Below are 25,101 nucleotides of genomic sequence, written 5' to 3' on the forward strand. Positions count from 1 at the left end.
CCAGACCTTACATAGAAGAGCTATTTATACAAAGCATTTTACCTCGTAACAAGATTAACTTCTTGCCCATATAAATGACTTTAGGAGTTGCAGAGAACTAAACCTAGTAGATCGGAAAAACAGGGGAAAAACTATAGAAGAGCAACCATAGGAGATAACTGTTGCCCAAGCAGCACCCAAACCGCCATATTTAGGTATAAGCAGGTAATTAAGAGTAATATTGAGTAAAGTGGCCATGGATGTATAAATCAGACCGAATCGTTGTAAGTTCTCAGACACAAGCCAGTAACCACGTGCAGTTCCTTGAAAGACAAATACTCCAGCCCATACATAAATCATGAGCACATTACCTGCTTGTGCATAGTCATTTCCATACAATAAAATTACAACCCAATCACTCAGGAAAGTCATAGGTATGGCGATGGCCAGTGCTATCCAAGTAAGTATGGTATAGAGCCTCTGGAGCCTCATTTGGTAAAGTGATTCATCAACTTTTTTTGCATTTATGATAGCAGGAAATAAAGAAGAACAAATAATGGTAGGGATGAAGTACCAAATTTCGCTTAACCTAACACCCGCTGAATATAAACCTACTTCATGTGTGCCAACCATATTCTTAAGCATGACCTGATCAATGCGCATGTAAATCATGATGGCCAAGCTGCTCAAAATGATGGGCCAGCTATCCTGAAGAAGTCTGCGAGCTATTGTGCTGTCAAAATGCCGGAGAAACATAGATGCAGCTTTGATCTTTTGCTTCTTTTTGTTCCAAAAGGCTACATAAAGCGAAAGGGCTAGAGCAATCTGGTCAATTAGCATGATCAACACAAACCAAAAAAGCTCTGCCTCCATTAGAACAAAATATATCTTGAGTAGAGAAGAAACAAATAGTTGAGACAGTTTACTGATAGATACGTACTTATTTTGAACCCTCGAACGAAAATAAAAGTCAAGCACCTCAAAGCTTTGGAATATGATGCCGCCGGTAACAATCAGTATAAAAAAGTTTGTGAGTGTCTCACTTGAAGTTGCAAAAGTTATAAAGGCAACAATTACAAGTGTAACTAAAGCCCCAAACATTTTAAGCCAAAAGGCTGTGCCTAAGTATACATCTTCCTTTTCTGAATTGTTGACAAGCTCCCTGACAAGGATTTCGTCCATACCTATCTTTGCCAATCCCGCAAAGATGGATGTGAAAGCTATTACATAACTGTAAATGCCGAAATGATTGGGTCCAAGGTAACGAGCTACCCAAAGCCCAACAAAAAAACCCGCCGCCATTCTAAGCATCTGCTCAGCAAACAGCCATGCAGTATTATGAGCATACTTCTTTATACCTGCACTAATGAGAGGCTTCTTTATTTGGTCTACTATTCTCAACTTCAAATATGTTTAATCTATTGCGCTCGCTGCACCAGACTATGGATCAATAAGTTTAAAATAGAGGCTGGGCTTAACGATTGTCTATTTAGATGGATAGGAGAAGGACGTAATTTTTAACAGATGCAGTATTGGCATTCTGTTATGATGCACTACGATATAATGTATCCATTTCTAGTCATAAAACTATTAATATAAGGCGTATTTTCATGCCAATATTTCGCGTTAAGTAGGAGCTGCTTCTATACTTTGTCTGTTTAAGTATGGATCTTCATGAAGAGGTAAAATTAGTGATTTTTGCGATACTTGATTACTTGATCTCCCTCGTGTGGAAATAACCTTTTATATTTGCCCAAATTATATTTTATGCCGCACCTTACAGAACAAGAGAAAAAATCTATGCGCAATGCTCCTGATGAAGTTGACTTGATGGTTATTTTTGGATATTTCAGGTCTTTGGTCAGAGGTCTACAAAATAGGATAGTTTATATAGGTCAAGCTGTCCGCGTTCACTTTTTAAAGGTGTTGTTTTTTACCCTTATTGGATTAGGTGTTGGATATGGTATCTTTTATACTACCAAGCCATTTTACACCTCCTCCATGACTCTCATGCTAGCAGACATACGCAATGAGTTTGTTGAAGAGCAACTTAGTAAATTAGGGCAAATGGTTAGTGATGGCAACTTTGAAGCGGTTGCTGATAGACTAGATATTAGCACTGAGGCAGCCAAGCAAATAAAGGATATGCAGTTCTCTAACCTAGACCAGGACAGGATAAGTGAAGACAGCATTCTTACTGGTTCCCCTTTCAGGATAGAGTTGTCACTTTATAATAGCTCCGTTTTTAACTCAATGGAACCAGCCATAGTTAGTTATTTGGAGAACAACAGGTACTTTCTCAAGCAGAAAAGTATTCGCCAGCGGAAGGTGCAGGACCTGATAGCTAAACTTAATGAGGAAATAAGCTCTATTGACAGCGTGAAGTCAGCGGCGGTAACACCACGTGGTCCAGTTAACGGGTTTGTGTATGGTGCGCCCTTGGACCCTACTACGTTATATCGTGAAAGCATCAAGATGTTTGAAGAGCGCGTGAAGTTAGAGGCTGAACTTGAACAACTGGATAATATTCAGGTTGTAAGTGGGTTTCTGCCACGATCAAAACCGTCTGGGCCAGACCTGCTAAAGCATCTACTAATTGGGGGTGGTGTGTCTCTGCTGATTGGTGTTGTGGCAGCTGTATGGTTGGATAATAAGAAACAAAAATAGATTTACCTCAAGTTTCAATTACGTAAAGCAAAAAAGCCACCGCTAAAATCATTAACGGTGGCTTTTTTATTTGTTAGTTATCTACTCATCCTTCCTAGTCACCCAACTCAAGTTATAAAGATCCTTTCTTCGGTCCTTGAGGTTTCTCACACTACCGGCTGTGTTCAGGTCCTTAAGCAGGTCTAGGTCCAGGTCGGCTATGAGTGTCATCTCCGTGTTAGGGGTAGCTTCGGCAATCACAGCGTCATGCGGGAAAGCGAAGTCAGAAGGGGAGAAGACAGCAGACTGAGAGTACTGGATGTCCATGTTCTCTACCTTTGGCAGGTTACCCACACTTCCAGTAATAGCTACATAGCACTCATTCTCGATAGCTCGTGCCTGAGAGCACAGACGAACACGCAGGTAAGCATTCTTCGTATCTGTCCAGAACGGCACGAAGAGAATCTTCATATCCATATCTGAGAGCATACGGGCTAGCTCCGGGAACTCCACGTCGTAGCAGATCAGGATGCCGATCTTGCCAATATCTGTATCGAAAATCTTGAGTTTGTGGCCTCCACGCATACCCCAGTAATGTGATTCATCTGGTGTCACGTGCAGCTTATACTGCGCATCGTAAGTACCATCACGACGACACAAGTAACTTACGTTGTATAGTTTGTTGTCGTAGTACTCTGGCATACTACCGGCAATGATGTTGATGTTGTATGAGAGGGCCAGGTGAATCATGCGCTCACGAATCTCCTCAGAATACTCAGCCATAGTTCTAATAGCCTCAGAAGGGGTATCTTGGCTAGAAAGTGCCATCAGGGGAGCATTAAAGAACTCTGGGAACATCACTATATCCGACTTATAGGAGCTCACCGTGTCTACAAAGAACTCAACCTGCTGCATAAAATCATCCAGGTCTTTCACGGCACGCATCTGCCACTGCACAATACCAATACGTACTACCGTTTTCTTACCACCTATCAGCTTTTCCTTCTCCTCATAATAGACGTTAATCCACTCCAAGAGAGTCGCATAGGCTCTGGAGTCTTTATCATCGGGCAGGTAGCCCTTAAGGATACGACGGACGTGGAAGCCGTTACTCAGCTGGAAGGAGAGTACCGGGTCAGACAGCTCCTTGTTACGCACCATTTCTATGTACTTGGCAGGAGTTAGCTTATTAGCGTAATCCTTGTATCCTGGTATGCGACCACCAGCTATAATGCCACGCAGGTTCAGTTTTTCACAAATCTCCTTCCTGGCATCGTAAAGGCGACGTCCTAATCGTAGATTGCGGTATTCAGGGTGCACGAAAACGTCAATGCCGTAAAGGGTATCTCCTTCAGGATCATGTGTTTTGAAGGAGCCTTTGTCTATTATCTGATCATAAGTATGCTTGTCGCCATACTCATCATAATCTACGATAAGGCTTAGTGCAGCAGCAACTACTTTGCCATTATCTTCAATACAAATCTGCCCGTCAGGAAATTTTTTTAGCAGGTTAGAAAACTCCTTGCGAGTCCAGGCGCCGTCTATGCTAGAGTACACCATTTCCATGATGGCTTTTACCTCTTTATAGTCTTTCAGCTCTAGCTGGCGCAGCAATAATCTATGTTCAAAACTAGTTTCTTCTCTTTCACTCATTATGTGTAGGTAATATGTATGCTTTTAGAAGTATACGTAGGTATAGTGCTGTTTTGATATAGTATACCCACAGCACAAGATAATGCAATTTAGTCTGCTGCAAAATTAATGAAAAAAAGCGCAGCCATAAAGCGCGCTTCTAAGATCTACAGGTTATCCAGAACTCTTTATACTTGTATTTCTGGTACGTCTCCTTCTACAATCAGCTTGCCTGCAGTGGCAGCTTTTATGTCCTCTACACTCACACCTGGTGCACGCTCCAATAACTTGAAGCCACCTTCCACGATTTCCAATACTGCGAGATCAGTAACAATTTTCTTTACACACTTTACACCTGTAATAGGAAGAGTACACTCTGGTAGTAGCTTGGATGAGCCGTCACGGGCTGTGTGCTGCATGGCTACTATGATATTTTTGGCTGAGGCCACAAGGTCCATAGCCCCGCCCATACCTTTTACCATCTTGCCAGGTATTTTCCAGTTGGCGATGTCACCATTTTCAGAGACTTCCATTGCACCTAGTATGGTCAGGTCTACGTGCTCACCCCTAATCATGGCAAAGCTTTCGGCGGAGCTGAAAATAGAAGAACCAGGAAGTGTGGTAATTGTTTGCTTGCCTGCATTTATCAAGTCAGCATCTACCAGATCCTCAGTAGGGAAGGGGCCCATGCCCAACAAACCATTTTCTGACTGAAGGACAACCTCTATACCAGCCGGGATATAGTTTGACACCAGCGTAGGAATACCAATGCCCAAATTAACGTACATGCCGTTTTTAACTTCTTTTGCGATACGTTTCGCTATTCCGTGTTTATCTAAAGCCATATTGGATAAAGTTAAGCTGTTCTAACTGTACGCTGTTCAATACGTTTCTCATAATTCTCGCCCTGGAAGATGCGCTGCACATAAATACCTGGCGTATGGATCATGTTTGGATCCAGCTCTCCTGCAGGAACAAGTTCTTCCACTTCTGCCACTGTTATCTTCCCTGCCGCTGCCATCATCGGGTTAAAGTTGCGTGCTGTGCCTTTGTAGATGAGATTGCCGGCAGTGTCTCCTTTCCATGCCTTCACAAATGAAAAATCTGCCTTCAGCCATGTCTCCATCAGGTACATTTTACCGTTGAACTCACGACTTTCTTTGCCTTCACCCACTTCGGTACCATATCCGGCAGGTGTAAAGAAGGCGGGGATACCTGCTCCACCGGCGCGTATTCTTTCAGCCAATGTGCCCTGAGGAATCAACTCAACTTCCAGTTCACCACTTAATAGTTGACGTTCAAATTCAGCATTCTCACCTACATAGCTGGAGATCATTTTCTTTACCTGGTGCTTCTGTAGCAGCAGGCCTATTCCAAAATCGTCCACACCGGCGTTGTTAGAAATACAAGTCAGGTCTTTTACACCAAGACGGAGAAGCTCCGAAATTGCGTTCTCCGGAATGCCGCACAATCCAAAACCACCAAGCATCAGGGTCATACCATCCTGCACGCCATGGAGTGCTTCTTGTGCGTTTTTAACAGCTTTATTTATCATAGTTTTTAACCAGTAGTTGTCAAAAGTAATTTATATAGAAAAAGAGGCATATCTAAATATACCTTTTCGTTTTTTGAGCCTATATGGTTTTACTTCTGTTAAGGTTTATGCTGTCGTTCAGTCTTTTTACCTTTCCATACTTACCGTAATTTCTAACTGCACCTCTCTGCCAACTTTAGAGGAAATAGACTCCTTCACCTTCTCCAGGTCTGCCTCGTTGATAGCATTAGGGGATACCAGCCGTACGTTTAGTAACATGGGATTGCCTCCACGGACTACAGACACCTCCCGAACCGTAATGTCTTCTACTTTATGGTTATTCAAAGAACGCATCACGTTGTTTTCGCGCACCATTTTAAAGAAGCCAAAGCCAAGCGGAAAACTTATCATGATTACTACAAACAGTGAGATGATGAGTCCTTTTCGGGCCAGATGAAAGGGGCTGAAGCCAAGAATCATAAAGGTGCAGGAGCCAGCAAGTATAATGCCTGTAAGGTTGGTCGTAAAGAGTAAAAGTGCGCCTGAGAAGACCTCCCACTCTCCCCAGCCAATACCAATACCGGAAACCGATAAAGGAGGCACAAGAGCCACGGCTATAGCCACACCTGCTAAGGTTTTAGCCACTTCTTTACGGGCATGTGCATAGGCACCTGCAACCCCGGAGAAGATTGCAACACCCAGGTCAAGTAAGTTTGGCCTGATTCGGGAGATGATTTCCGAATTCATAGTTTGCAGCGGCATTATCAATGTAAGAAATATGGCCGCCAGGTAGCTGAGTAAAAGGCCCAAGCCTATGGTTTTAGCACTTCCATAGATTAGCTTTCGCTCTTGCCGCAGTACACCCATAGACATGGATATGATAGGAGCCATCAGTGGGGCTAAAATCATTGCACCTATGATAACAGGGGAAGAGTTTGAAAACAAGCCTAATGTTGCCAGCATTGTTGACAATACCATCAGGGTAAGGAAGGGGCTGGTTGCTCTGGCGTTTTCTCTTAGAGTAATGAACAGGTCCCTAAATTCATCGGTGGAGGCGTGATAAACCCATGGGAGAGGTTTTGCCACTAACTCCTGAAGGTAAGCTTCTCCTTTTGGTAGTCTGTTTACTCGGAACACTTCTGTAGGCTCACCTGCCTGCGCTTCAACCAGCAAGTGTCGACCCGGAATGATGTTAAAGGCATCCTCTAGTACAAGTAACTCTATTCCTTTCGCACACATCAAATAGTTGTCCTGTGCATAGTCAATAGGCGCTGCACTTTCAATAGTCATGGCCTTGGCTTTTATGTGACCAATGAAGGAGGGCAGCTTTGAAGCTTTATCATTATCGAAAACTGACTTTATGTAGAACCTGACTAGTTGGGGCATACTTTTGGGTGCCAAAATCAAGCTATGCATGCGGCCATCATTGATATAGGAATCTTTAAGCAGTTGCCTCGATAACAAGTTGCTCTTACCATGTAGTACAGCAATAATGCCTAATGCTGCCGTCTTTAGTTGGGGTTTATTATCAGCAGTTATGCTGAAGGCCTGAGGTATATACTTTTGCTGCTTTTTAAACAGTCTGCTAATTTTCTCCAGAGCCGATACCAAAGAATTCTGTGCCACACTTCCTGAAATCAGGCTCAGGCTATCACCAATAACAACTTTATTGAAAACAGGTCTGCCATTACAAATGAGCAAGTCGGCTTTTATACTTTTTTCAGCGTTTTCAATATCTTCTATTGCCTGCACAAGGTTTGCAGCAATGCCGAATCCCTGTCTAGCCTCTTTCATCAAAGGGTGAGGGAGCAGGCTTATAGTACAGTTCTTATCAGCAGCCAACATCACTATTTCGGATAGCATTTCGTCACTCAGATAAGTGATAAAGCTGCAGTCCGGAACTATAGTTTTCTTGCTAAGTGAGTAAGCTACTGGCTCAATTGTAAGGTGTCTGAAAGCTGGAAGTATCTTCTCATGCACCGTTTGCTCTTCCAACGGGTCATAGATAAGTGTAAGTGTATTCATGCAATACTAGCAGAAGTAATGGTCTTTTTTGTTTGCTGCTGGTGTAGAAGCTGTGCCGCTTCTAAATGCCTGTTATGACTAACGGCTTAAGCTCAACAAAACATACTATACGTTAGGTTGTGCTTCAGTAGCCACATTGTAGAACCTTTTATTCTGCCAGAAACAAAAAAAGCGGCTATACCTATAGCCGCTTTTTTATCTATAAAACTTTGTCTTGGTTGCTATGCCCGAAGTACTAGCTCTGTTGCATGTTTGTCGCTTAGTAACTGAGCCTGCAGTGCTTCAAGGCTATCAAACTTACGTTCCTTTCGTAACTGCTCTACAAACTCCACTGTGATTGTTCTACCATAAAGGTCTCCGCTGAAGTTTAGCAGGTGAACTTCCAGCCTTAGCTGCTTTCCATCCACAGTAGGGCGGAGGCCGATGTTCATCATTGCTGCATGCCGCTCGCCATTGAAGGTTGCCCAAACGGCATACACGCCATTGGAAGGTATTAGTTTATGGGCAGGAGGCAGGGCAAGATTTGCGGTTGGAAAGCTGATAGTGCGCCCAATTTTGTCTCCTTCCTCCACTTTAGAGGTTAAACTATAGTGCCGGCCAAGGTAGCGGTTGGCAGTTTCAATATCTCCTACCTCAAGTGCACGTCTGATTTTAGTTGAGCTTACCCCCACATCATCTACATCCTGACGAGGAATTTCTTCCACCTCAAAGCCATATTGTGCGGAGCGTGCTCTTAGGTGCTCAAAGCTACCTTCTCTATTTTTTCCAAAACGGTGATCGTAGCCTATAATTAATACTTTCGTATTGATGGCGCGCACCAGAATATCTGTAATAAAGGTGCGGGAAGATGTTCTGGAAAACTCTTTTGTGAAAGGTATAATGAGCAGGTAATCTATCCCGTAGCTACGTAACTGCTCTATGCGCTCCTCAATAGTAGAAAGCAGCTTAAGGTCATTATCTTCTGGAAACAGCACCAGGCGCGGATGAGGCCAATAAGTTATCACCACACTTTGGCCATTGCTCTGCCTTGCCCGCTCAATAACCCGGCGCAGAATCTTCTGGTGACCTATATGCACCCCATCAAAAGTGCCGCTGGTTACTACTGCATGGCTTAACTGCGGAAAATCAGCTACATCACGAATTACTTTCATCCGCTTCCTCCAGCTGTTTTTTTCTGATAGCTACAATATCCTCAATAGTAAGCGCATCCTCTAGCTTATATTCTCCGATGCGCGTGCGCTCCAGCTTTGTTAAGTGTGCTCCTACGCCTAATTTTTGACCCAAGTCATGTGCAAGGCTACGAATATAGGTGCCTTTGCTGCAAACTACTCTGAACTCAACATCAGCTCCCTGAATAGTTGTTATGTCGAAGGCGCTTATTGTAACGGTGCGGGCTTTCAGTTCAACCTCTTTGCCTTTACGGGCAAGGTCGTAGGCGCGCTTGCCATCTATCTGCACTGCAGAATAGATAGGAGGTACCTGTTCTATTGTACCTACAAAGCCTTGTGCAGCATTGCTTATAGCTGCTTCAGATAGATGGCTGATATCGTGACGTTCCGTTACTTCTGTTTCCCGGTCGTAGGAGGGGGTAATCTCGCCCAAGCGGATGATGCCGGTGTATTCTTTCTCTTGTCCCTGAATTTCATCAATACGCTTGGTAAACTTTCCTGTACAAAGGATTAATAAACCAGTTGCCAAGGGGTCTAGCGTACCGGCATGACCCACTTTCTTGATGCGGATTGTATTACGGACTTTCTTTACCACATCGAAGGATGTCCAGTCGAGTGGCTTGTTTATAAGAAGTATTTCGCCAGCGGCAAAATCGTATTGCATAATTATACTTTTAAATCAACACCCATAGCCAACAGTGCTAACAGCACTACACCAAGGGCAATTCTATAATAGCCAAAAAGCTTAAAGCCATACTTTGTCAGAAAGCTGATAAAGAAGCTTATGGCTGCCATGGCTACAAAAAAGGCCACCACATTTCCTACAAGCAAGAGCTGCAGGTCCTCAGGCTGAATTACCTCAAAGCTGTTCTGAATTTTTACGATATCAAACTTTATAAGGTCGGATAGCTCTAGTTGTAGCAGGTCAGTTATAAGCTTATAAGTAGCTGCAGCAAGCATAGTAGGCACAGCCAGGAAGAAAGAGAATTCTGCGGCAGCCTTGCGGTTGACTCCCTGGGACATACCACCTATGATAGAGGCTGCTGAGCGGGAGACACCCGGAATCATGGCAATACACTGGAAAACACCTATAGCCAATGCATTTTTATAGCTTACCTCATCCTTCTCAGCGTTGCGGAACCACTTATCTACAAATAGCAGCACCACACCTCCCAGCACCAGCATGATAGCGGTGATAACCACACTCTCCAGCATGGCATCAATAACATCATTCAGGGCAAAGCCAATAACGGCTGCAGGTATAAAGGCCAGCAGGAGCTTCTTGTAAAAGTCGAAGCTTTGCAGGAAGCGGCGCCAGTATAGCACCACAACAGAAAGTATGGCACCAAACTGAATGTTAACCTCGAAAATCTTTGTAATCGGGAGTTCATTGATGCCCATAAGGCTGGAGGCGATAATCATATGCCCCGTAGAGGAAACAGGCAAGAACTCGGTCAATCCTTCAACAATGGCCAAAATAATAGCCTGCCAAGTACTCATTTATTCTTTTGTTTTGTCCTTTGCCATGATGGCGAAAAATTCGATTGCGAAGCCAGCCAGAACTACTAGAGGTCCTAGCGTGATACCCATGAAGCCAAGGCCGTATGGCTGATTGTCCAGCGTCATGATAAAGAAGCCAGTGGCCAGTACGGCAATGCCTACCAGCATCAGGACATAATTTTTCTTGCCAAAAGCAAGGTTAGGTTTCTTTTCCTCCATGTTGTTAGTATAGTTCATCTAAAGACATACGCAGGTATTTGCGTACGGCACGGTAAGAGCTCATAAAGCCAATAATCAAGCCCAGCACCACTAACGCAGCCATCAAAATATAGGTTTGCTCATCGTTGCGCAGCAGCTGAAGCTCTGTAATCTCGCTGTAGGCATAATGCATCAGGCCAAACAGTAGGGCAGAGGCCAACACGCCACTCATAATCCCTTGCCAGGCAGCACGATTCAGGAATGGTCGCTGGATAAAGATTGAAGTGGCACCTACCAATTGCATGCTTCGGATCAGGAAACGCTGTGAGTACAGGGCAAGTTTGATGGTGTTATTGATAAGAATGATTACAACCAGAACTAGTATGGCTGCAAAACCAATCAGGATAAAGCTGATCTTTTGGATGTTTTGGTTGATGGATTCGATCAGGCTCTCTACGTACTGTACTTCGTAAACACCGTCAATCTCCTCTAAATCTACTTTTATGCTTTTCAGCATGGCTGAGCTGGAGTGGTCAGCATCTATCCGAAGCACATATGCGTCTCTAAGTGGATTTTCTCCTAAAAACGTCATAAAGTCTTCACCTGTCTCATCTAAGAATGCCTTGGCACCTTCCTCTTTAGAAACATAGCGCACTTGTGCGGTATCGCTTTTGAAGGCGATATACTCTTTGGCAGCGAAAGTTTTCTTAAGGCGAACCAGTTGTACCTCCGTCAGATTACGATCCAGGTACACTTGCATTTCAATGCTCTCCTTTACCTTTTCTGATAGCTTTTCAGCGTGAATTAGCAGTAAACCAAACACCCCGATTACAAAAAGGGCCAATGTAATGCTAAAAACCACCATCAGGTGCGGGTAATTTCCTAATTTCTTCTTCTTAACGTGTTTTAATTTCGTTGCCATACCTGTTGCCTTCCTCACAAAATTAGAAATATATTTTACAAATGCGCAGGCATAGGAGTTAAAGCCTTAAAAAAGCCTGGGGGCATACTTTAAAGCTCAAGCCTTGGGTCAGAATCAAGAATAATGCGGTCTCGTTCCATCTCCAGCCGTTGCTGCCGCCTTGCTCGCTTCTCACTGCCAAAGAGCTCCCGCAGGTTGTCAAATCGCTTGGTGTGGAGCAAGCTTATACTTTGGCTCTGGATAATGCGCCTGGTATAGATATTAGGTGTTGAGTTATACTCCAGTCGTGCACGTAATTCTCCAGATTGAGCTATATAGTAGTCCAAAATCCAGTCGCCGACATAGGAGTTGCCACGGGCGGCATCACGAGTGCCTCCAAAGCCGGTTTCGTTTGTCACACGCAGTCGCCCTTGAAAGAAGGTATAACTCAGACGCACCTGTAGTGCGGCAAGGGCATCCTGGCCAATACTGCCCAAGCCAATATCAACCTCCAGGTTGCTATCAATGTTGTTGAAGAAGCTGTTTAGCTGGCTGGAGAGCAAGCTTCCTAAGCTGCCGCCAACCGCACTTGCTCCCGCACCGCTATCAAAGGCAAGTGTGCCTTGCGGAGAGAGGCGCTGCAACACCAGCAAACTGAATACTTGGCGGTTTAGCTCGCCCTCATCATTCTTGATCGAGTTGATAACCGAATAGATAGCTGTCTGTACTTCCTGCGGCAGTTGGTCGAAGCTAAGGCCCAGCTGAATCAGCGGGGTAAGCAGCGGGCCATTTAATTCAATTACCGCTACCACCGGGTAACGACCAGTGATTTCGGTAGTCCCACTAAGCTCGCTAAAGGATGCCATTTGGGTATAGTTCGCGGTAATATCCATGACACCGGCTGTTGGGTCGCCGTTCCAGGTGATGGTGCCACCGGGTACTACCCTGAACTCGCGTGTTACCAGTCCCTCCAGCAGATTTAGGTTGTAAGCACCCTCCAAAATTTCAAAGGTACCATACATGTTAAAGTCACCGCGGGTATCTATGGTCATCTGTATGTCACCATTACCAGAGCCACGAATTACGTCGCCTGTGGTGCGGTCAATGATGATCTCAAAATAAGCATCATCTGTCACATCCAGGTTAAAGTCGAGGTTGATGCCTGACAGGTCCACCGTTCTGTCTTCCGCTTTCACCTCTATATTAGGAGCTTTATCAGGATTACTGTTTACGAATCTGATAAAATCCTTGCGCGACACATCAGTCCTATAATCCAGTGGTAGAACAATGCGGGTATTTTCATCGCTGCGTGCATCTACCTTTACCTGAAGGTTCTGCACAGGACCCAGGACACTAGCTGTTCCTGTGGCGAAGGCTGTTCCATAGAATAGCTCATTCTGCCTCTCAGTAGTGTTCAATACCATAAAGTTGCGGTAGCGCGCCTCCATGTCTATCACCATGTTCTGGAATCCATCGTGCGCGATACCACCTGATACAGTGGCTCTGTTACCAAACAGGTCCTGCAGTTGCGCATTGCGGAAACTAATGTTGTTTGGACCGAAATAAATGCGGTCAGAAAAGCGGTATGTGGTATTAAGGTAATCAAACGTAAACTGCCCGTTGCTAACCATTACAGATCCTTTGAGCACCGGATAGTCGAGATTACCCAATACTCGGATACGCCCTTCCATAGCACCGTCTAGGTTTGAGAACAGCCCGCTGAGTATAGGCTCAGCCAGTTTTAGATTTGCCTGATCCAGAACAGCAAGCATATCCAGCTGGTCCTCCTGCGCCTTGGGGTTGTAAAAGCCGGTAAGCGATAGCACTTTTTTAGTATCTCGTTCTATGCCAACATCCACAGTTGCTCTTTCTTTTGCTCTCTCCCAGTTTGTGCTGCCGACAATATTACCGATATACACCTGGTCGAGGTAAAAAGAATCTACCTGCATGCTGCCATTAATTTGGGACTGGTTGTAAAGATCTTGCGCTGTCAGCTGGGCAGTGAGCTCTCCTGCAATTGACATGGAGATGAGCGGGTTCAGGTTGCTGAGTTTGAAATTCTCGACATTCAATAACAGGCGACTGTCTGGGTCATTGGATACAGTGCCGTCGGCTCTTATAACTTGATCTTTGTTGGTAAGTGCAAAATTTTCAAATACAATGCGTTTGCCCCCTTCACTTATATAAATAGTGTTGCCAGGAATAAAGGCCCAAGGGTTTTGTTGTAAGGTGATATTCGATTGGTCGAAAACAATCTGTATTTGGTTTTGCAGAAAGTTCAGATCTCCTGTGATAAGGGCACGGTTGTTTTGCTCTGGCTGCCGTAAACTGCTAGCAAACTGTATGGTGCGTCCGCTCCAGATGCCCTCTACAAAGAAGTTCTGTGTGTTGCCGGCACCAGCTAATTCCTGCCTCTCAGAAGTAAAGAGCACAGCTGCCAAAACATCCGGGTTGTTTAGCAGTTTTGAAGAGTTGACCTCTATGTTATTGCCATAAAGGTTGTAGCCATCATAATGAATAGTGTCTATGGAGGCATATAATTCCAGTATGGCAGTTGAATTGTGCCGGAAAGAACCTTCTACTTGGGAACCATCAGAGATAGTTAGCTCCGGCATAAACAAGTCTATTATAGGGTTTGCTTGTTTTAGGTTGATGTTATAGTTAACGGCATATTCTCCGGAGTTACTCCTAGTCTTCTTGTTATAGTAAGCAGTAGTAGCAGCCGGGTCGCTTTCAAAATTAAGTTTATACTCCTGGGCCAATGCCTGTAGGTCAGAGATAAGAGTAGTGTAGTTGAAATTACCGTTAACAGAGAGGTCTAAAAGGTCTGACCCTAAGTATAAGCTACGTTGCCCACCATTTATTTCTGAACGTACCAACACAGAATCTACAGGCAGACGATTGCCATTATAGTTGACATAGGCACTATCAAAACTGGCAGTACCCTCAAAGTCGTCTAACTGCAGCCCCCTGAAGTTGAACGTTGCCTCAGCACTAATTATTAGTGGGTCCTGAGTTAGATTTAGCGCCTGAAAATCTATTCTATCCAGGTCAGCTATCATATTGAAAGCTTTTCGCTCTTCAGCAAGGCTAACTTCCCCGTTCGCAGTGAATACCAGATTGGGGTCATTGATAGAGACCTCTCCAGTAAATACTTGTCGTTTCAGAACACCATCAGCCTTTATGTTCTGGTAATTGTACCCTAATAGTTGTAACTGGTTTATATCCACGTTTGCTTTAACAGAGGCAGTAGGTAGTGTAAAGCCTGAACCTTCTAATCTTCCGCTCATAGATATGCGCTGAATTCTGTCTTCGGCATTGAGCAGGCGGCCAAGATTAAAACTATTAGTAGTTACAAAACCGCTGTAGGAGGAGGTACGCGTATCATCATCTATTTTCAGGTTGATGTCTGAGCGCAGATTGCCCAATGCCGTTCCGAACTCGCCGTTCGCAACAAAGTCGTTGTAGAAGCCCAAAAAGCGGCCCTCAAGTTTTACGGTGCCTAGCCTTGCTGCCATTTGGTAGGCATCCTGTGGCAGGAATTGCTTCAGGTCTTCAGCGTTTATTGTGGAAGGCTGCAGGCGAATATTGGCAAATGTCTCTTCAAAGTTTGGTAGCCCATCAGCATTTATTCTCCCTACAATATGTGTGTTGCGGCCATACTCTAAATCTACATCAGTTGCAGAGAAGTTGTTAACCAGTCCTTTCAGCTTTAAAGAATTAACTTGCAGGTTCTCGTTATACTCCCGTAGTTGTGGTGCAAAAACAGCAATATCTTGCGAGTATACTTTGCTGTTCTGCAGGTCAGCTGTCATGGTAACACTATCAATAAATTCAGAGAAGTTGCCGAAGGTGCTGTAATCGAAGCGGACGTAGCTTTGCAGGTTGCTGTTGTTTATTTGCAGATCCAACGCATCCCACTCCCAGAAGGTAGAGGCATAGGCCATGTGGGTATCCAGGTTGTAAAGCCTTGTATTAGACCGTGTTTCCACAGCCTTGAGGTCTGTAACGTTTACTCGTATGGTGTCTTCTAACTGTATCCCATCGAAGCGGCCATTGAGGTTTATAAAGCTCATGTGCCGATAGTCCATACCATAATCTGTGCGGGGATGAGTAAAATCGTCGTAAGTGAAGCTACCGTCTTTAAGGATTAGCTCCCCAAGCGTAAAGTTGAATGGTGTTGAAGACTTTTTTGTGGTATCCTTTACAAAAAGATCACTTATAGCCCGCAGAAAGGAACTTAGGTTTAGGGAGTCGCTGTCAGCATATTTTACCAGGTTCGCCCGTGGCTCCTGTAGCTCTAGCGTGGTGATGGTAAGATTGTTCGGGCTGAAGATGGAAAAGGCATCAATATCTGCTTCTGCACGTCCTATGTAAAACAACTCATTGTTTCGGTTATCCTGAACCTGCAACTGCTCCAGCACCACATTGTTGAAAAAGGTAATGTCTACGCGCCCCACGCTTACCTCATGTCGTGTAGCTTCGGATAAGTAAGCTGCTACACGCTGTGCTACTTTTGTTTGCACCCCCGGGAAGCGAATAGCAACAAATACTGCCGCAAAAAGCAGTAAAAGGAATAGGAACAGCCCCAAAACTATTTTTAGAATAGCTTTTCCTATAACTTTGAAGTAATTTATTGACTGTTCTTTTTCCAAAGATGACTGAACCTACAATCTTAGCAATAGAATCCTCTTGCGACGAGACCTCCGCCGCGGTAATCCGTGGGGGTAAGGTGCTGTCGAATATCGTAAACACACAAGCCGTGCACGAGCAGTATGGCGGTGTGGTTCCGGAGCTAGCTTCACGAGCTCACCAGCAAAACATAATTCCGGTGGTTACGCAGGCCTTGCTTACGGCAAATGTAGCAAAAAGTGAGCTAAATGCAGTTGCCTTTACCCGCGGCCCTGGCCTTTTAGGAGCCCTACTGGTAGGCTGCTCTTTCGCCAAGTCGTTTGCACTGGGGCTAGGCATTCCGCTCATAGAAGTAAACCACATGCAGGCTCACATCCTGGCGCACTTTATTGATGATCCAAAGCCACAGTTTCCTTTCCTGTGCCTCACTGTTAGCGGCGGCCATACACAGATCGTTCTTGTAAAAGACCACCTTGACATGGAAATCATTGGGCAAACGACCGATGATGCTGTAGGCGAGGCCTTCGATAAAACAGCAAAGATGCTAGGTTTGCCCTACCCAGGCGGACCAATGCTCGATAAAATGGCAGCACAAGGTGATCCTGATGCTTTTGAGTTTCCTGTTGGCAATATGCCGGAGTATAACTACTCCTTCAGCGGCCTCAAGACATCAGTATTATACTTCCTACGGGATAAAACGAAAGAGAATCCTAACTTCGTGCAGGATAACCTGACAGATATTTGCGCTAGTGTACAGAAGACGCTGATTAAAACCCTTCTTAAGAAACTGAAGAAGGCCTCTAAGGACCTTGGGATTAGAGAAATTGCCATAGCAGGAGGAGTTTCGGCAAATTCAGGTCTGCGTAATACCCTGCAGGAGTATGCGGTAAAGCACAACTGGAATGTGTATATCCCTGCCTTTCAGTATTGTACTGATAATGCAGGTATGATAGCCATTGCTGCTCATTACCAGTACCTTAAAGGTGAGTTTGCAACACAATACGTTAGTCCTGAACCTAGGCTTAAATTTTAGCAGGTAACCAGATGGCTATTGCAGGGTAGTTTAGACAGGGGTTAAATTCAAGCCCTGAGCTTCTTCTATAATAGTTATATCTAGACTTTGCTCCAACCAAGTGTTATTCGGATTTAGGTCAAGCACGTAACGGCAGCAGGTTTTGCTCGTTTTGATGATGTACTGGTGCATCCCGTTGGATCTACATTTTCGCTAAAATATGCCGCTGAGTGGGCAGGAGGTTGTCTGTTTTGAGCATCAAAGCAGGGGTTGAGTAGGAAATAGACGCCTTTTTACGAGAAAATGCCAGAGAAAGCCCTAACACTTGGGAGATATACAAGGACAATGGTTCGGTAGCCCAAGAATCCTACTGCCTTTAGGCGTGGGAGTGTCAATATCAATCATAGTTAAGCACCTGCTTTTGAAGGTGAAGATGTCGAAGTGTAACCAAGTTAAAAATAGCTGGATGGCTGTAAAGTAATTCTGCAGCTATACTGCTACAGTAGGTGAGTAGTTGGTAGCATAGGGAGAAACAGGATTGAAAATTTTAAAAATAGAAATACTGGCGAAGTTTTAGCGCCTAGGAAAGTATAAATGGCGAAAGATAAAGACAGAATACAGAAACACGTTAACATCGTTAACCGGAAGGCTTCATTCGAGTTCCAGTTTATCGACAAGTATACGGCTGGAGTTATGCTGAAAGGCACTGAGATAAAGTCGATCCGGGAGGGTAAGGTGAATATGCAGGATGGCTATTGCGTGTTCACGCGTGGTGAGCTATGGTTGCACAATATGCACATCTCTACTTATACCGAGGGAACTCATTATAACCATGAGCCAATGCGAGCACGAAAACTGCTCCTTAATAAGAATGAATTGCGAAAGTTAGAGGCAGGAGCGCAGGAGCAGGGTGTTACTATCATTCCAACCCGCCTGTTTGTTAATGACCGTGGCTTTGCTAAAGTAGAGATTGCCCTGGCACGGGGTAAAAAGCTGTACGACAAGCGAGAAGACATCAAGGCTAAGGATGTGAAGCGCGAAATGGAGCGTAGTGGTTATTAACATACTTCTCTAGGTAAAGAGTAACATTCCGGCACTCTGGCGCCATTCTTACTCAAACCTTAAGTCCTTTTGTTTTGCAGGAGTTAAAGGCAACTTATATCTTCAGCATTTAAAACACAAACGCAATAATAGATCAAGATCAGTGGAATACGGAATAGGTATGCTGAGCGTGGTTCCAATGCGCGCCGAAACATCTGACAGAGCTGAAATTGTAACGCAGCTAACCTTTGGTGAATGCTATGAGGTAGTAGGGCGTGATAACAATTGGCTGCAATTACAGTTAGCCGCTGATGGCTACCGCGGGTGGATAGATTTTAAGCAGCATACGCCTGTTTCAGCTGAGTATTACAAAGAGTGGTGTGGTACGCGTCATGCTCGTGTCCTGGATCTGTTGCAAACGGTAAAGGTTGGAGAGTACAATGTTCCGGTAGGCATCGGGTGCTATCTTCCGTTTTATGATGGATCAAGTATACGCATTAATGAGGAACGCATGGAGTTCAAAGGTAGCGCCTCTGATTCGCATGCTATGAGTACTCAAGCTGATCTGCTGCGGGTAGCTCATTATTTTATGAAAGCTCCTTACCTGTGGGGGGGGAAATCGATCTTTGGCATTGATTGCTCCGGCTTTACGCAGTTGGTTTTTGGTATTTGTGGATACCAATTGCCTCGTGACGCTTATCAGCAGGTTACGTATGGCGAAGAGGTGCATTTTGTAGCTCAGGCAAAGCCTGGCGACTTGGCTTATTTTTCGAACGCTGAGGGTAAAATTACCCATGTGGGGCTGGTGCTGGAAGGGCAGAAGATTATGCATGCCCATGGCGAGGTTCGTATTGATACCCTAGATCATAATGGAATATATAACGCTGACCGCAAACGTTATTCCCATAACCTTCGCATAATCAAGAGAATATATCTATAATTTCTTGCTGATTTCTTGCGTCTGGCGCTATAGCTTTTGGCGAAAGCTCGTAAAAGAGTAGGCGTTAGTCAAGAAATTGGCCATGAAAGATAAAGTCCTCATCCTCAATCAAGATTTCAGTGCCATTGCCGTTTGCTCGGTACAGAGAGCTTTTCTGCTGGTGTACCTCGATAAAGCAGAAATGGTCTCCAAGTCTGACGGCGAATTTTTGCACACTGTCAGCACCGTTTATCCTGTACCTTCAGTGATACGTTTGCAGCGTTACGTTCGTGTTCCATACTACGGCATTGCTTTGAGCCGCCATAATGTGATGCGACGGGATAACTATAGTTGTCAGTACTGCGGCTCTGTAAAGCATCTTACCCTCGATCATCTTTTGCCACGGTGCAGGGGAGGAGAAACCAAGTGGCAAAACCTGGTAACAGCATGCTTTAGGTGCAATGCCCGCAAAGGTGATCGTACACCTGAGGAGGCTGGATTAAAGCTGCTCCGTAAACCTACGCGACCTTCCCTTCAATCCTTTTTGCAACTGCACTTAAATCCTAGTAACAAAGACTGGAGAGTATACCTTGATATGGAGAATTAATGGTATTTTAATGCTACTAATATAATTAGCGGAAAGTTAATAAGTTGTTGTTAAACAAGGTTTTAGTTGTGCCTTGTTTAATGGTTGAATAACAGGCTTCTATAGAATTTATATGGTTTACGGGTAAATGCCAAAGAAAGCCCTCGCACTTGGGAGATATACGGTCGCAGTAGCCAGGTAGCCCAAGAATCCAACCTGCTTTAGCGGGGGGAATGTCAACTCATTTAACCAAGTTTAGTTGGCCCAGCTTTGAAAACAGCATTCCTAATTGAGCATAACTTCTTAAGATTTTGCCTGAGAGAATTTAGCTGGTCGTACTTTCCAACGTCTATTTAAATAGAGTATATGGTTTTCCTTTATAGCTTCTTACTATAAGTACAATATAAGTACAATACTTAATCTCGTCGCTCCACTACTAAATTCTATTAGGGCTAAACTTCTTTTCTTAAAACACTCACTAAAAGCAGGTTGTAATATCTGGGTAAACTAGTATTTCTTGAATTAATTACTTAATTTTGCGGTTCATCCGAATGGATGGGCTTGGGCAGGAGCTCAAGTATGTATAACTAAACCAAACCGGCTACATTGCTCTAAGCCGGTGGCTTCTCAAGAGCAGTTAAAACAATATGAGTAATTCTCCAGAAAATTTCGACTGGGACAAGTTTGAGTCTCAGGGTTTCGGCGGCGGCTACAGCAAAGAAGAGAAAGCCGAAATGGAAAAAATGTATGACGACACCCTGACTACCGTACAGGAGCAGGAGGTTGTTACTGGAACCGTGGTAGGTATCACTGATCGTGACGTGATCCTGAACATTGGTTTCAAATCTGACGGCCTGGTACCAGTTTCTGAATTCAGAGACATGCCTGACCTGAAGCCTGGTGACCAGGTAGAAGTATTTATCGAAGACCAGGAAGATCCAAACGGTCAGCTTATCTTGTCTCGCAAGAAAGCGAAAATCGTTAGCGCTTGGGCTAAGATCTACGATGCACTTGAGAACGACAATGTTCTGGAGGGTGTTGTTAAGAGAAGAACTAAAGGTGGTCTTATCATGGATATCCATGGTGTTGAGGCCTTCTTGCCAGGTTCACAGATTGACGTGAAGCCAATTCGCGACTTCGATGTGTTCGTAGGTAAGAAAATGGAAGTGAAAGTTGTGAAAATCAACGCCGCTTTCGACAACGTAGTTGTTTCTCACAAAGTACTTATCGAGAAAGACCTGGAGCAGCAGCGTGCCGCTATCCTGAACAACCTGGAGCGCGGTCAGGTACTGGAAGGCGTTATCAAGAACATGACAAACTTCGGTGTGTTCATCGACCTTGGTGGCGTAGACGGTCTGCTTCACATCACAGATATTTCTTGGGGCCGTATCAACCACCCAGAGGAAGTATTGCAGCTTGACCAGAAGGTTAACGTAGTAGTGCTTGACTTCGATGATGACAAGAAGCGTATCTCTCTTGGCATGAAGCAGCTTACTCCGCACCCATGGGATGCACTTCCAGCTGAGATTGAGGTTGGCTCTAGAGTTAAAGGTAAAATCGTTAACGTGGCTGACTACGGCGCATTCCTTGAGCTGATGCCAGGCGTTGAAGGTCTAATCCACGTTTCTGAAATGTCATGGTCACAGCACCTGCGCAACCCACAAGACTTCATCAAGCAAGGCGACGAGGTTGAGGCAGTTGTATTGACACTTGACCGCGAAGAGCGTAAAATGTCTCTTGGTATCAAGCAGCTTACGGAAGATCCATGGACTAAAGAAGATGTGTTGACGAAATACGCTATCGGTACGAAGCACACTGGTATCGTTCGCAACCTGACAAACTTCGGTCTGTTCCTGGAGCTAGAAGAAGGTGTTGATGGTCTGGTACACGTATCTGACCTGTCTTGGACTAAGAAAATCAAGCACCCATCTGAGTTTGTTAAAGTTGGTGAGAACCTTGACGTAGTTGTTCTGGAACTTGATGTTCCTAACAGAAGACTGGCGCTGGGTCACAAGCAACTTGAGGAGAACCCATGGGATACTTTCGAATCTGTATTCAACATCGGCTCTACTCACAAAGCAACTGTTCTAGAGAAGTCTGACAGAGGCGCTACACTTGAGCTGCCATACGGCATTGAAGGTTTCGCGTTCCCTAAAGGTCTTGCAAAAGAGGATGGTTCTCAGGTTGAAGCTGGTGAGAGCCTTGACTTCAAAGTAACTGAGTTCTCTAAAGATGATCGTAAGATCATCCTTTCTCATACTGCTACACACTCTGAAGTAGATTCTGCAAGAACTGCAAGAGCTACTAAGAAAGCTGCCCCTGCAGCAGCTGGTGAGAAGAAAGATAAAGCTCCTAAAGTTCAGAAAGATGCTGAAAACAAGTCTACCCTAGGTGACCTGGATGCACTTTCTGCCCTGAAAGAGCAGATGCTTGAGAATGAAAAAGAAGCTGGCGTTAAGAAGTTAGAAGCTGCTGCTGCTAAAAAAGCAAAAGATTCTGATAACAACGAAGATTCTTCTGAGGACGAAAGCAACGCTTAATTAATCTTTAAGCTTGTTATACAACAAAAAAGCCCCGGAGCAATCCGGGGCTTTTTTGTTTCCTTAAATACCTGAAGCTTCCACAACAAAACTACAGCTAGTGATTATAACAGGCTTATAGCATAAGCTTGATAATATAAAGGAAGGCTCATAAACCTATTATAAGCTGGCAGCGCGGTAAATTAAGTGTATTGTTTAGCGATAGGAAAATCTCTTCAATAAGAGATCACTTTGTCTATGGACAGTTGATTTGAATATACATTCAAGTAAAGATGTATTATGTGGAGTTATCTATTTCTTTCTTTCTTGATAACTTCTAACGTGAACACGTAATCCTCGTCTTTCATGTTGTAAAGTCAAAAATATTTCACTTGTCTTGATAAATTGTTAATGATAAACATAAATTAATATGAAATTATACTTGATAGTGTCAAAAAATTATCAATCTTTGCTTATCGTTAATTTAAAAGCTCAAGAATCGTGTGTGGAATTGTATGTGCCTTCGAACTGAAGGAGGCTTCTGATGCCCTACGGCCTCAGATCTTAGAAATGGCGAAATGCATTCGCCACCGTGGACCAGATTGGAGCGGTATATTTAGTAATGACAAAGCTATTCTGGCGCATGAGCGTCTTGCCATAGTAGATCCTACTTCGGGTAAGCAGCCTCTATTCAGCCAGGATGGAAAGCTTGTGCTTGCAGCCAATGGCGAAATTTATAATCACCTGGATCTAAAAGAAAGGCTTAATATAGACTACAATTTCCAGACTAAGTCAGACTGTGAGGTTATTCTTGCGCTTTACAAAGAGAAAGGCATTAAGTTTCTGGACGACCTCAATGGCATATTTGGGTTCGCCATCTACGATATAGAGAACGACGAGTACCTGATTGCCCGCGACCACATGGGTATCATTCCGCTGTACATTGGCTGGGATTTTAACGGTACGTTCTATGTGGCTTCTGAACTCAAAGCTTTGGAAGGGAAGTGCGGAAAAATAGAGTTGTTTCCTCCTGGCCACTACTTGTCCAGTAAAGAAGAAGGTTTCCAGAAATGGTATGACCGTGATTGGATGGAGTATAAGAATGTAGCAGAGAATGAGACAAACATACAAGAGCTACGGGAAGCATTAGAGGCTGCAGTTCATCGCCAACTGATGAGCGACGTGCCTTACGGTGTATTACTTTCAGGTGGATTAGATTCCTCTATTACTTCTGCAATAGCAAAAAAGTATGCAGAGAAGCGGATAGAAAGTAAAGATGTTGACCCTGCCTGGTGGCCACGCCTGCACTCTTTTGCTATTGGCTTGGAAGGTTCGCCCGACTTGGCTGCAGCTCAGAAAGTGGCTGACCATATCGGGACGGTTCATCACGAAATAAAATTCACGATACAGGAGGGGATAGATGCATTGCGTGATGTTATCTATCACCTCGAGACGTATGATGTGACTACAGTTAGGGCTTCAACGCCTATGTACCTGATGGCTCGTGCCATTAAAGCTATGGGTATCAAAATGGTGCTTTCTGGCGAAGGGGCTGATGAGATCTTTGGAGGCTACTTATACTTCCACAAAGCTCCAAATGCCAAAGAGTTTCATGAGGAAACTGTTCGTAAGCTGGATAAGCTACACATGTACGACTGCCTGCGCGCTAATAAATCTTTGTGTGCCTGGGGGATTGAGGGACGTGTACCATTTCTGGACAAAGAGTTCATGGATGTTGCCATGCGTCTAAACCCACACGATAAGTTGATAAACGGAGAGCGAATGGAGAAGTGGGTGCTTCGAAAAGCATTTGAAGATTACCTTCCTGCTAGTGTGGCTTGGCGACAAAAGGAACAGTTCTCTGATGGGGTGGGGTACAGTTGGATTGATACATTGAAAGAAATGGTAAATGAAAAAGTTAGCGATGAGCAGCTGGCAAATGCGCGCTTTAGATTTCCAATACAGACACCCTCTACTAAGGAAGAGTATTATTACCGCTCTATTTTCTCTGAGCACTTTCCTAGTGATGCGGCGGCATTGTCCGTGCCATCCGTTCCTTCAGTTGCCTGCAGTACTCCGGTGGCATTGGAGTGGGATGAAGCATTCAAGAACTTAAACGATCCTTCGGGCAGGGCAGTAGCAAACGTTCATGCCGATGCCTATAAAAAAGATCTGCTTAGTGAGGTGAGTAACTAGGCAGTATTGTGAGAGTAAGAAACCCCCACACGTAGGTATGTGGGGGTTTCTTTTTTTATAATCCTTGTACTGAACCCTATTCAGGTGCAACTGGCGTCGAGTCGGTATACTAAACATCGGCTTTCCAAATTTGAAGGTAGCTCTTGTGGCTTTGCCTGAATATATCGCTAAAAAATATTTTACTGCAAAATATTGGGGCTCAGGCTTCAGGCTTTGAAAGAAGCACTTCTGGTAAAAAATAAGTGCGTAAAGTTTGACAAGTATATTTCTGTACGTATATTTGCACTCCAATCAAACAACACGGTAACGTGGCCGAGTGGCTAGGCTCAGCTCTGCAAAAGCTGCTACAGCGGTTCGAATCCGCTCGTTACCTCTAATCCCCGCTAAGAATACTTGGCGGGGATTTTTGTTTTATACCCATCTCTGTTTACTCTTTTTCAGGTGATTTTCTGAGACAGATCACACGCGCTTATTTTTCTCTGATTACATCAATCTTTTGGCATTTAAATCCGTAATGACCTTATCCTAATACGAAGGTTTTGACTACTAAAAGATGTAAAAATGCCTGTAAATAATTCAGAAAGCAGGTAAATGCTTGATAACATGATGTAT

General features: G+C 44.3%; 18 protein-coding genes and 1 tRNA gene. 8 read left to right on the forward strand and 11 right to left on the reverse strand.

The window, feature by feature from the left end:
* Nucleotides 1-54: 54 nt before the first annotated feature.
* Nucleotides 55-1,380 (reverse strand): flippase, encoded by a 1,326-nt coding sequence (locus PKOR_RS16930; RefSeq protein WP_046314602.1) that lies wholly within the window; start codon nucleotides 1,378-1,380, stop codon nucleotides 55-57.
* Nucleotides 1,381-1,980: 600 nt separating this feature from the next.
* Here PKOR_RS16930 and PKOR_RS16935 point away from each other — a divergent pair.
* Complete coding sequence (locus PKOR_RS16935; protein WP_235336664.1) at nucleotides 1,981-2,646, forward strand: chain length determinant protein; 666 nt, start codon at nucleotides 1,981-1,983, stop codon at nucleotides 2,644-2,646.
* Between the two features lie 81 nt (nucleotides 2,647-2,727).
* Here the strand turns inward: PKOR_RS16935 and PKOR_RS16940 are convergent, their stop codons facing one another.
* The 10 genes from PKOR_RS16940 to PKOR_RS16985 all read right to left on the reverse strand — a co-directional run bounded on the left by PKOR_RS16940 (nucleotide 2,728) and on the right by PKOR_RS16985 (nucleotide 16,239).
* The gene (locus PKOR_RS16940) at nucleotides 2,728-4,278 is read right to left on the reverse strand and encodes a bifunctional GNAT family N-acetyltransferase/carbon-nitrogen hydrolase family protein (protein WP_046312326.1); all 1,551 of its coding nucleotides are present in this window, start codon (nucleotides 4,276-4,278) and stop codon (nucleotides 2,728-2,730) included.
* A gap of 167 nt (nucleotides 4,279-4,445) precedes the next feature.
* Complete coding sequence (locus PKOR_RS16945) at nucleotides 4,446-5,102, reverse strand: 3-oxoacid CoA-transferase subunit B (RefSeq protein ID WP_046312328.1); 657 nt, start codon at nucleotides 5,100-5,102, stop codon at nucleotides 4,446-4,448.
* Nucleotides 5,103-5,113: 11 nt separating this feature from the next.
* Nucleotides 5,114-5,812, reverse strand: coding sequence for a CoA transferase subunit A (locus tag PKOR_RS16950; protein WP_046312329.1), 699 nt, complete (start codon nucleotides 5,810-5,812; stop codon nucleotides 5,114-5,116).
* A gap of 126 nt (nucleotides 5,813-5,938) precedes the next feature.
* Complete coding sequence (locus PKOR_RS16955) at nucleotides 5,939-7,816, reverse strand: DUF389 domain-containing protein (RefSeq protein WP_046312330.1); 1,878 nt, start codon at nucleotides 7,814-7,816, stop codon at nucleotides 5,939-5,941.
* Between the two features lie 221 nt (nucleotides 7,817-8,037).
* On the reverse strand, nucleotides 8,038-8,967 hold the full coding sequence (locus tag PKOR_RS16960) for a bifunctional riboflavin kinase/FAD synthetase (protein ID WP_046312331.1): 930 nt from the start codon (nucleotides 8,965-8,967) through the stop codon (nucleotides 8,038-8,040).
* Entirely contained in the window at nucleotides 8,951-9,649 is a 699-nt protein-coding gene (gene truB / locus PKOR_RS16965; RefSeq protein ID WP_046312332.1) for a tRNA pseudouridine(55) synthase TruB, read from the reverse strand. Before truB ends, PKOR_RS16960 begins: the two co-directional genes overlap by 17 nt.
* 2 nt (nucleotides 9,650-9,651) lie before the next feature.
* Nucleotides 9,652-10,485: an undecaprenyl-diphosphate phosphatase gene (locus PKOR_RS16970; RefSeq protein ID WP_046312333.1), complete on the reverse strand. Its 834-nt coding sequence runs from the start codon at nucleotides 10,483-10,485 to the stop codon at nucleotides 9,652-9,654.
* Complete coding sequence (locus tag PKOR_RS16975; protein ID WP_046314603.1) at nucleotides 10,486-10,704, reverse strand: DUF3098 domain-containing protein; 219 nt, start codon at nucleotides 10,702-10,704, stop codon at nucleotides 10,486-10,488.
* Between the two features lie 4 nt (nucleotides 10,705-10,708).
* Nucleotides 10,709-11,605, reverse strand: a complete 897-nt coding sequence (locus PKOR_RS16980; RefSeq protein WP_046314604.1) for a cell division protein FtsX — start codon at nucleotides 11,603-11,605, stop codon at nucleotides 10,709-10,711.
* An 89-nt stretch (nucleotides 11,606-11,694) separates the two neighbouring features.
* Nucleotides 11,695-16,239 (reverse strand): translocation/assembly module TamB domain-containing protein, encoded by a 4,545-nt coding sequence (locus PKOR_RS16985; protein ID WP_046312334.1) that lies wholly within the window; start codon nucleotides 16,237-16,239, stop codon nucleotides 11,695-11,697.
* Nucleotides 16,240-16,241: 2 nt separating this feature from the next.
* On the opposite strand from PKOR_RS16985, the gene tsaD reads away from it, so the two are divergent.
* The 7 genes from tsaD (at nucleotide 16,242) to PKOR_RS17020 (ending at nucleotide 24,862) form a co-directional block, all read left to right on the forward strand.
* Nucleotides 16,242-17,249, forward strand: a complete 1,008-nt coding sequence (gene tsaD / locus PKOR_RS16990) for a tRNA (adenosine(37)-N6)-threonylcarbamoyltransferase complex transferase subunit TsaD (RefSeq protein ID WP_046312335.1) — start codon at nucleotides 16,242-16,244, stop codon at nucleotides 17,247-17,249.
* Between the two features lie 573 nt (nucleotides 17,250-17,822).
* A complete protein-coding gene (gene smpB, locus PKOR_RS16995) occupies nucleotides 17,823-18,290 on the forward strand; it encodes an SsrA-binding protein SmpB (RefSeq protein ID WP_046312336.1) in 468 nt (155 codons plus the stop codon).
* Between the two features lie 142 nt (nucleotides 18,291-18,432).
* Nucleotides 18,433-19,209, forward strand: a complete 777-nt coding sequence (locus PKOR_RS17000) for a C40 family peptidase (protein WP_235336666.1) — start codon at nucleotides 18,433-18,435, stop codon at nucleotides 19,207-19,209.
* A gap of 82 nt (nucleotides 19,210-19,291) precedes the next feature.
* Complete coding sequence (locus tag PKOR_RS17005) at nucleotides 19,292-19,795, forward strand: HNH endonuclease (RefSeq protein ID WP_046312337.1); 504 nt, start codon at nucleotides 19,292-19,294, stop codon at nucleotides 19,793-19,795.
* Between the two features lie 626 nt (nucleotides 19,796-20,421).
* On the forward strand, nucleotides 20,422-22,314 hold the full coding sequence (gene rpsA, locus PKOR_RS17010; protein ID WP_046312338.1) for a 30S ribosomal protein S1: 1,893 nt from the start codon (nucleotides 20,422-20,424) through the stop codon (nucleotides 22,312-22,314).
* A gap of 480 nt (nucleotides 22,315-22,794) precedes the next feature.
* Complete coding sequence (asnB, locus tag PKOR_RS17015) at nucleotides 22,795-24,489, forward strand: asparagine synthase B (protein ID WP_046312339.1); 1,695 nt, start codon at nucleotides 22,795-22,797, stop codon at nucleotides 24,487-24,489.
* A 302-nt stretch (nucleotides 24,490-24,791) separates the two neighbouring features.
* Nucleotides 24,792-24,862 (forward strand) — tRNA-Cys (locus PKOR_RS17020).
* Nucleotides 24,863-25,101: the final 239 nt, after the last annotated feature.

Origin of the sequence: Pontibacter korlensis (assembly GCF_000973725.1) — a bacterium.
GTDB lineage: Bacteria > Bacteroidota > Bacteroidia > Cytophagales > Hymenobacteraceae > Pontibacter > Pontibacter korlensis.

Coding starts and splice junctions, on each gene's coding strand:
- PKOR_RS16945 (WP_046312328.1), bottom strand. CDS start 5,102: ATGGCTTTAGATAAACACGGAATAGCGAAACGTATCGCAAAAGAAGTT.
- smpB (WP_046312336.1), top strand. CDS start 17,823: ATGGCGAAAGATAAAGACAGAATACAGAAACACGTTAACATCGTTAAC.
- PKOR_RS16940 (WP_046312326.1), bottom strand. CDS start 4,278: ATGAGTGAAAGAGAAGAAACTAGTTTTGAACATAGATTATTGCTGCGC.
- PKOR_RS16935 (WP_235336664.1), top strand. CDS start 1,981: ATGACTCTCATGCTAGCAGACATACGCAATGAGTTTGTTGAAGAGCAA.
- PKOR_RS17005 (WP_046312337.1), top strand. CDS start 19,292: ATGAAAGATAAAGTCCTCATCCTCAATCAAGATTTCAGTGCCATTGCC.
- rpsA (WP_046312338.1), top strand. CDS start 20,422: ATGAGTAATTCTCCAGAAAATTTCGACTGGGACAAGTTTGAGTCTCAG.
- truB (WP_046312332.1), bottom strand. CDS start 9,649: ATGCAATACGATTTTGCCGCTGGCGAAATACTTCTTATAAACAAGCCA.
- PKOR_RS16950 (WP_046312329.1), bottom strand. CDS start 5,812: ATGATAAATAAAGCTGTTAAAAACGCACAAGAAGCACTCCATGGCGTG.
- PKOR_RS16960 (WP_046312331.1), bottom strand. CDS start 8,967: ATGAAAGTAATTCGTGATGTAGCTGATTTTCCGCAGTTAAGCCATGCA.
- PKOR_RS16955 (WP_046312330.1), bottom strand. CDS start 7,816: ATGAATACACTTACACTTATCTATGACCCGTTGGAAGAGCAAACGGTG.
- PKOR_RS16980 (WP_046314604.1), bottom strand. CDS start 11,605: ATGGCAACGAAATTAAAACACGTTAAGAAGAAGAAATTAGGAAATTAC.
- PKOR_RS16970 (WP_046312333.1), bottom strand. CDS start 10,485: ATGAGTACTTGGCAGGCTATTATTTTGGCCATTGTTGAAGGATTGACC.
- PKOR_RS16975 (WP_046314603.1), bottom strand. CDS start 10,704: ATGGAGGAAAAGAAACCTAACCTTGCTTTTGGCAAGAAAAATTATGTC.
- tsaD (WP_046312335.1), top strand. CDS start 16,242: ATGACTGAACCTACAATCTTAGCAATAGAATCCTCTTGCGACGAGACC.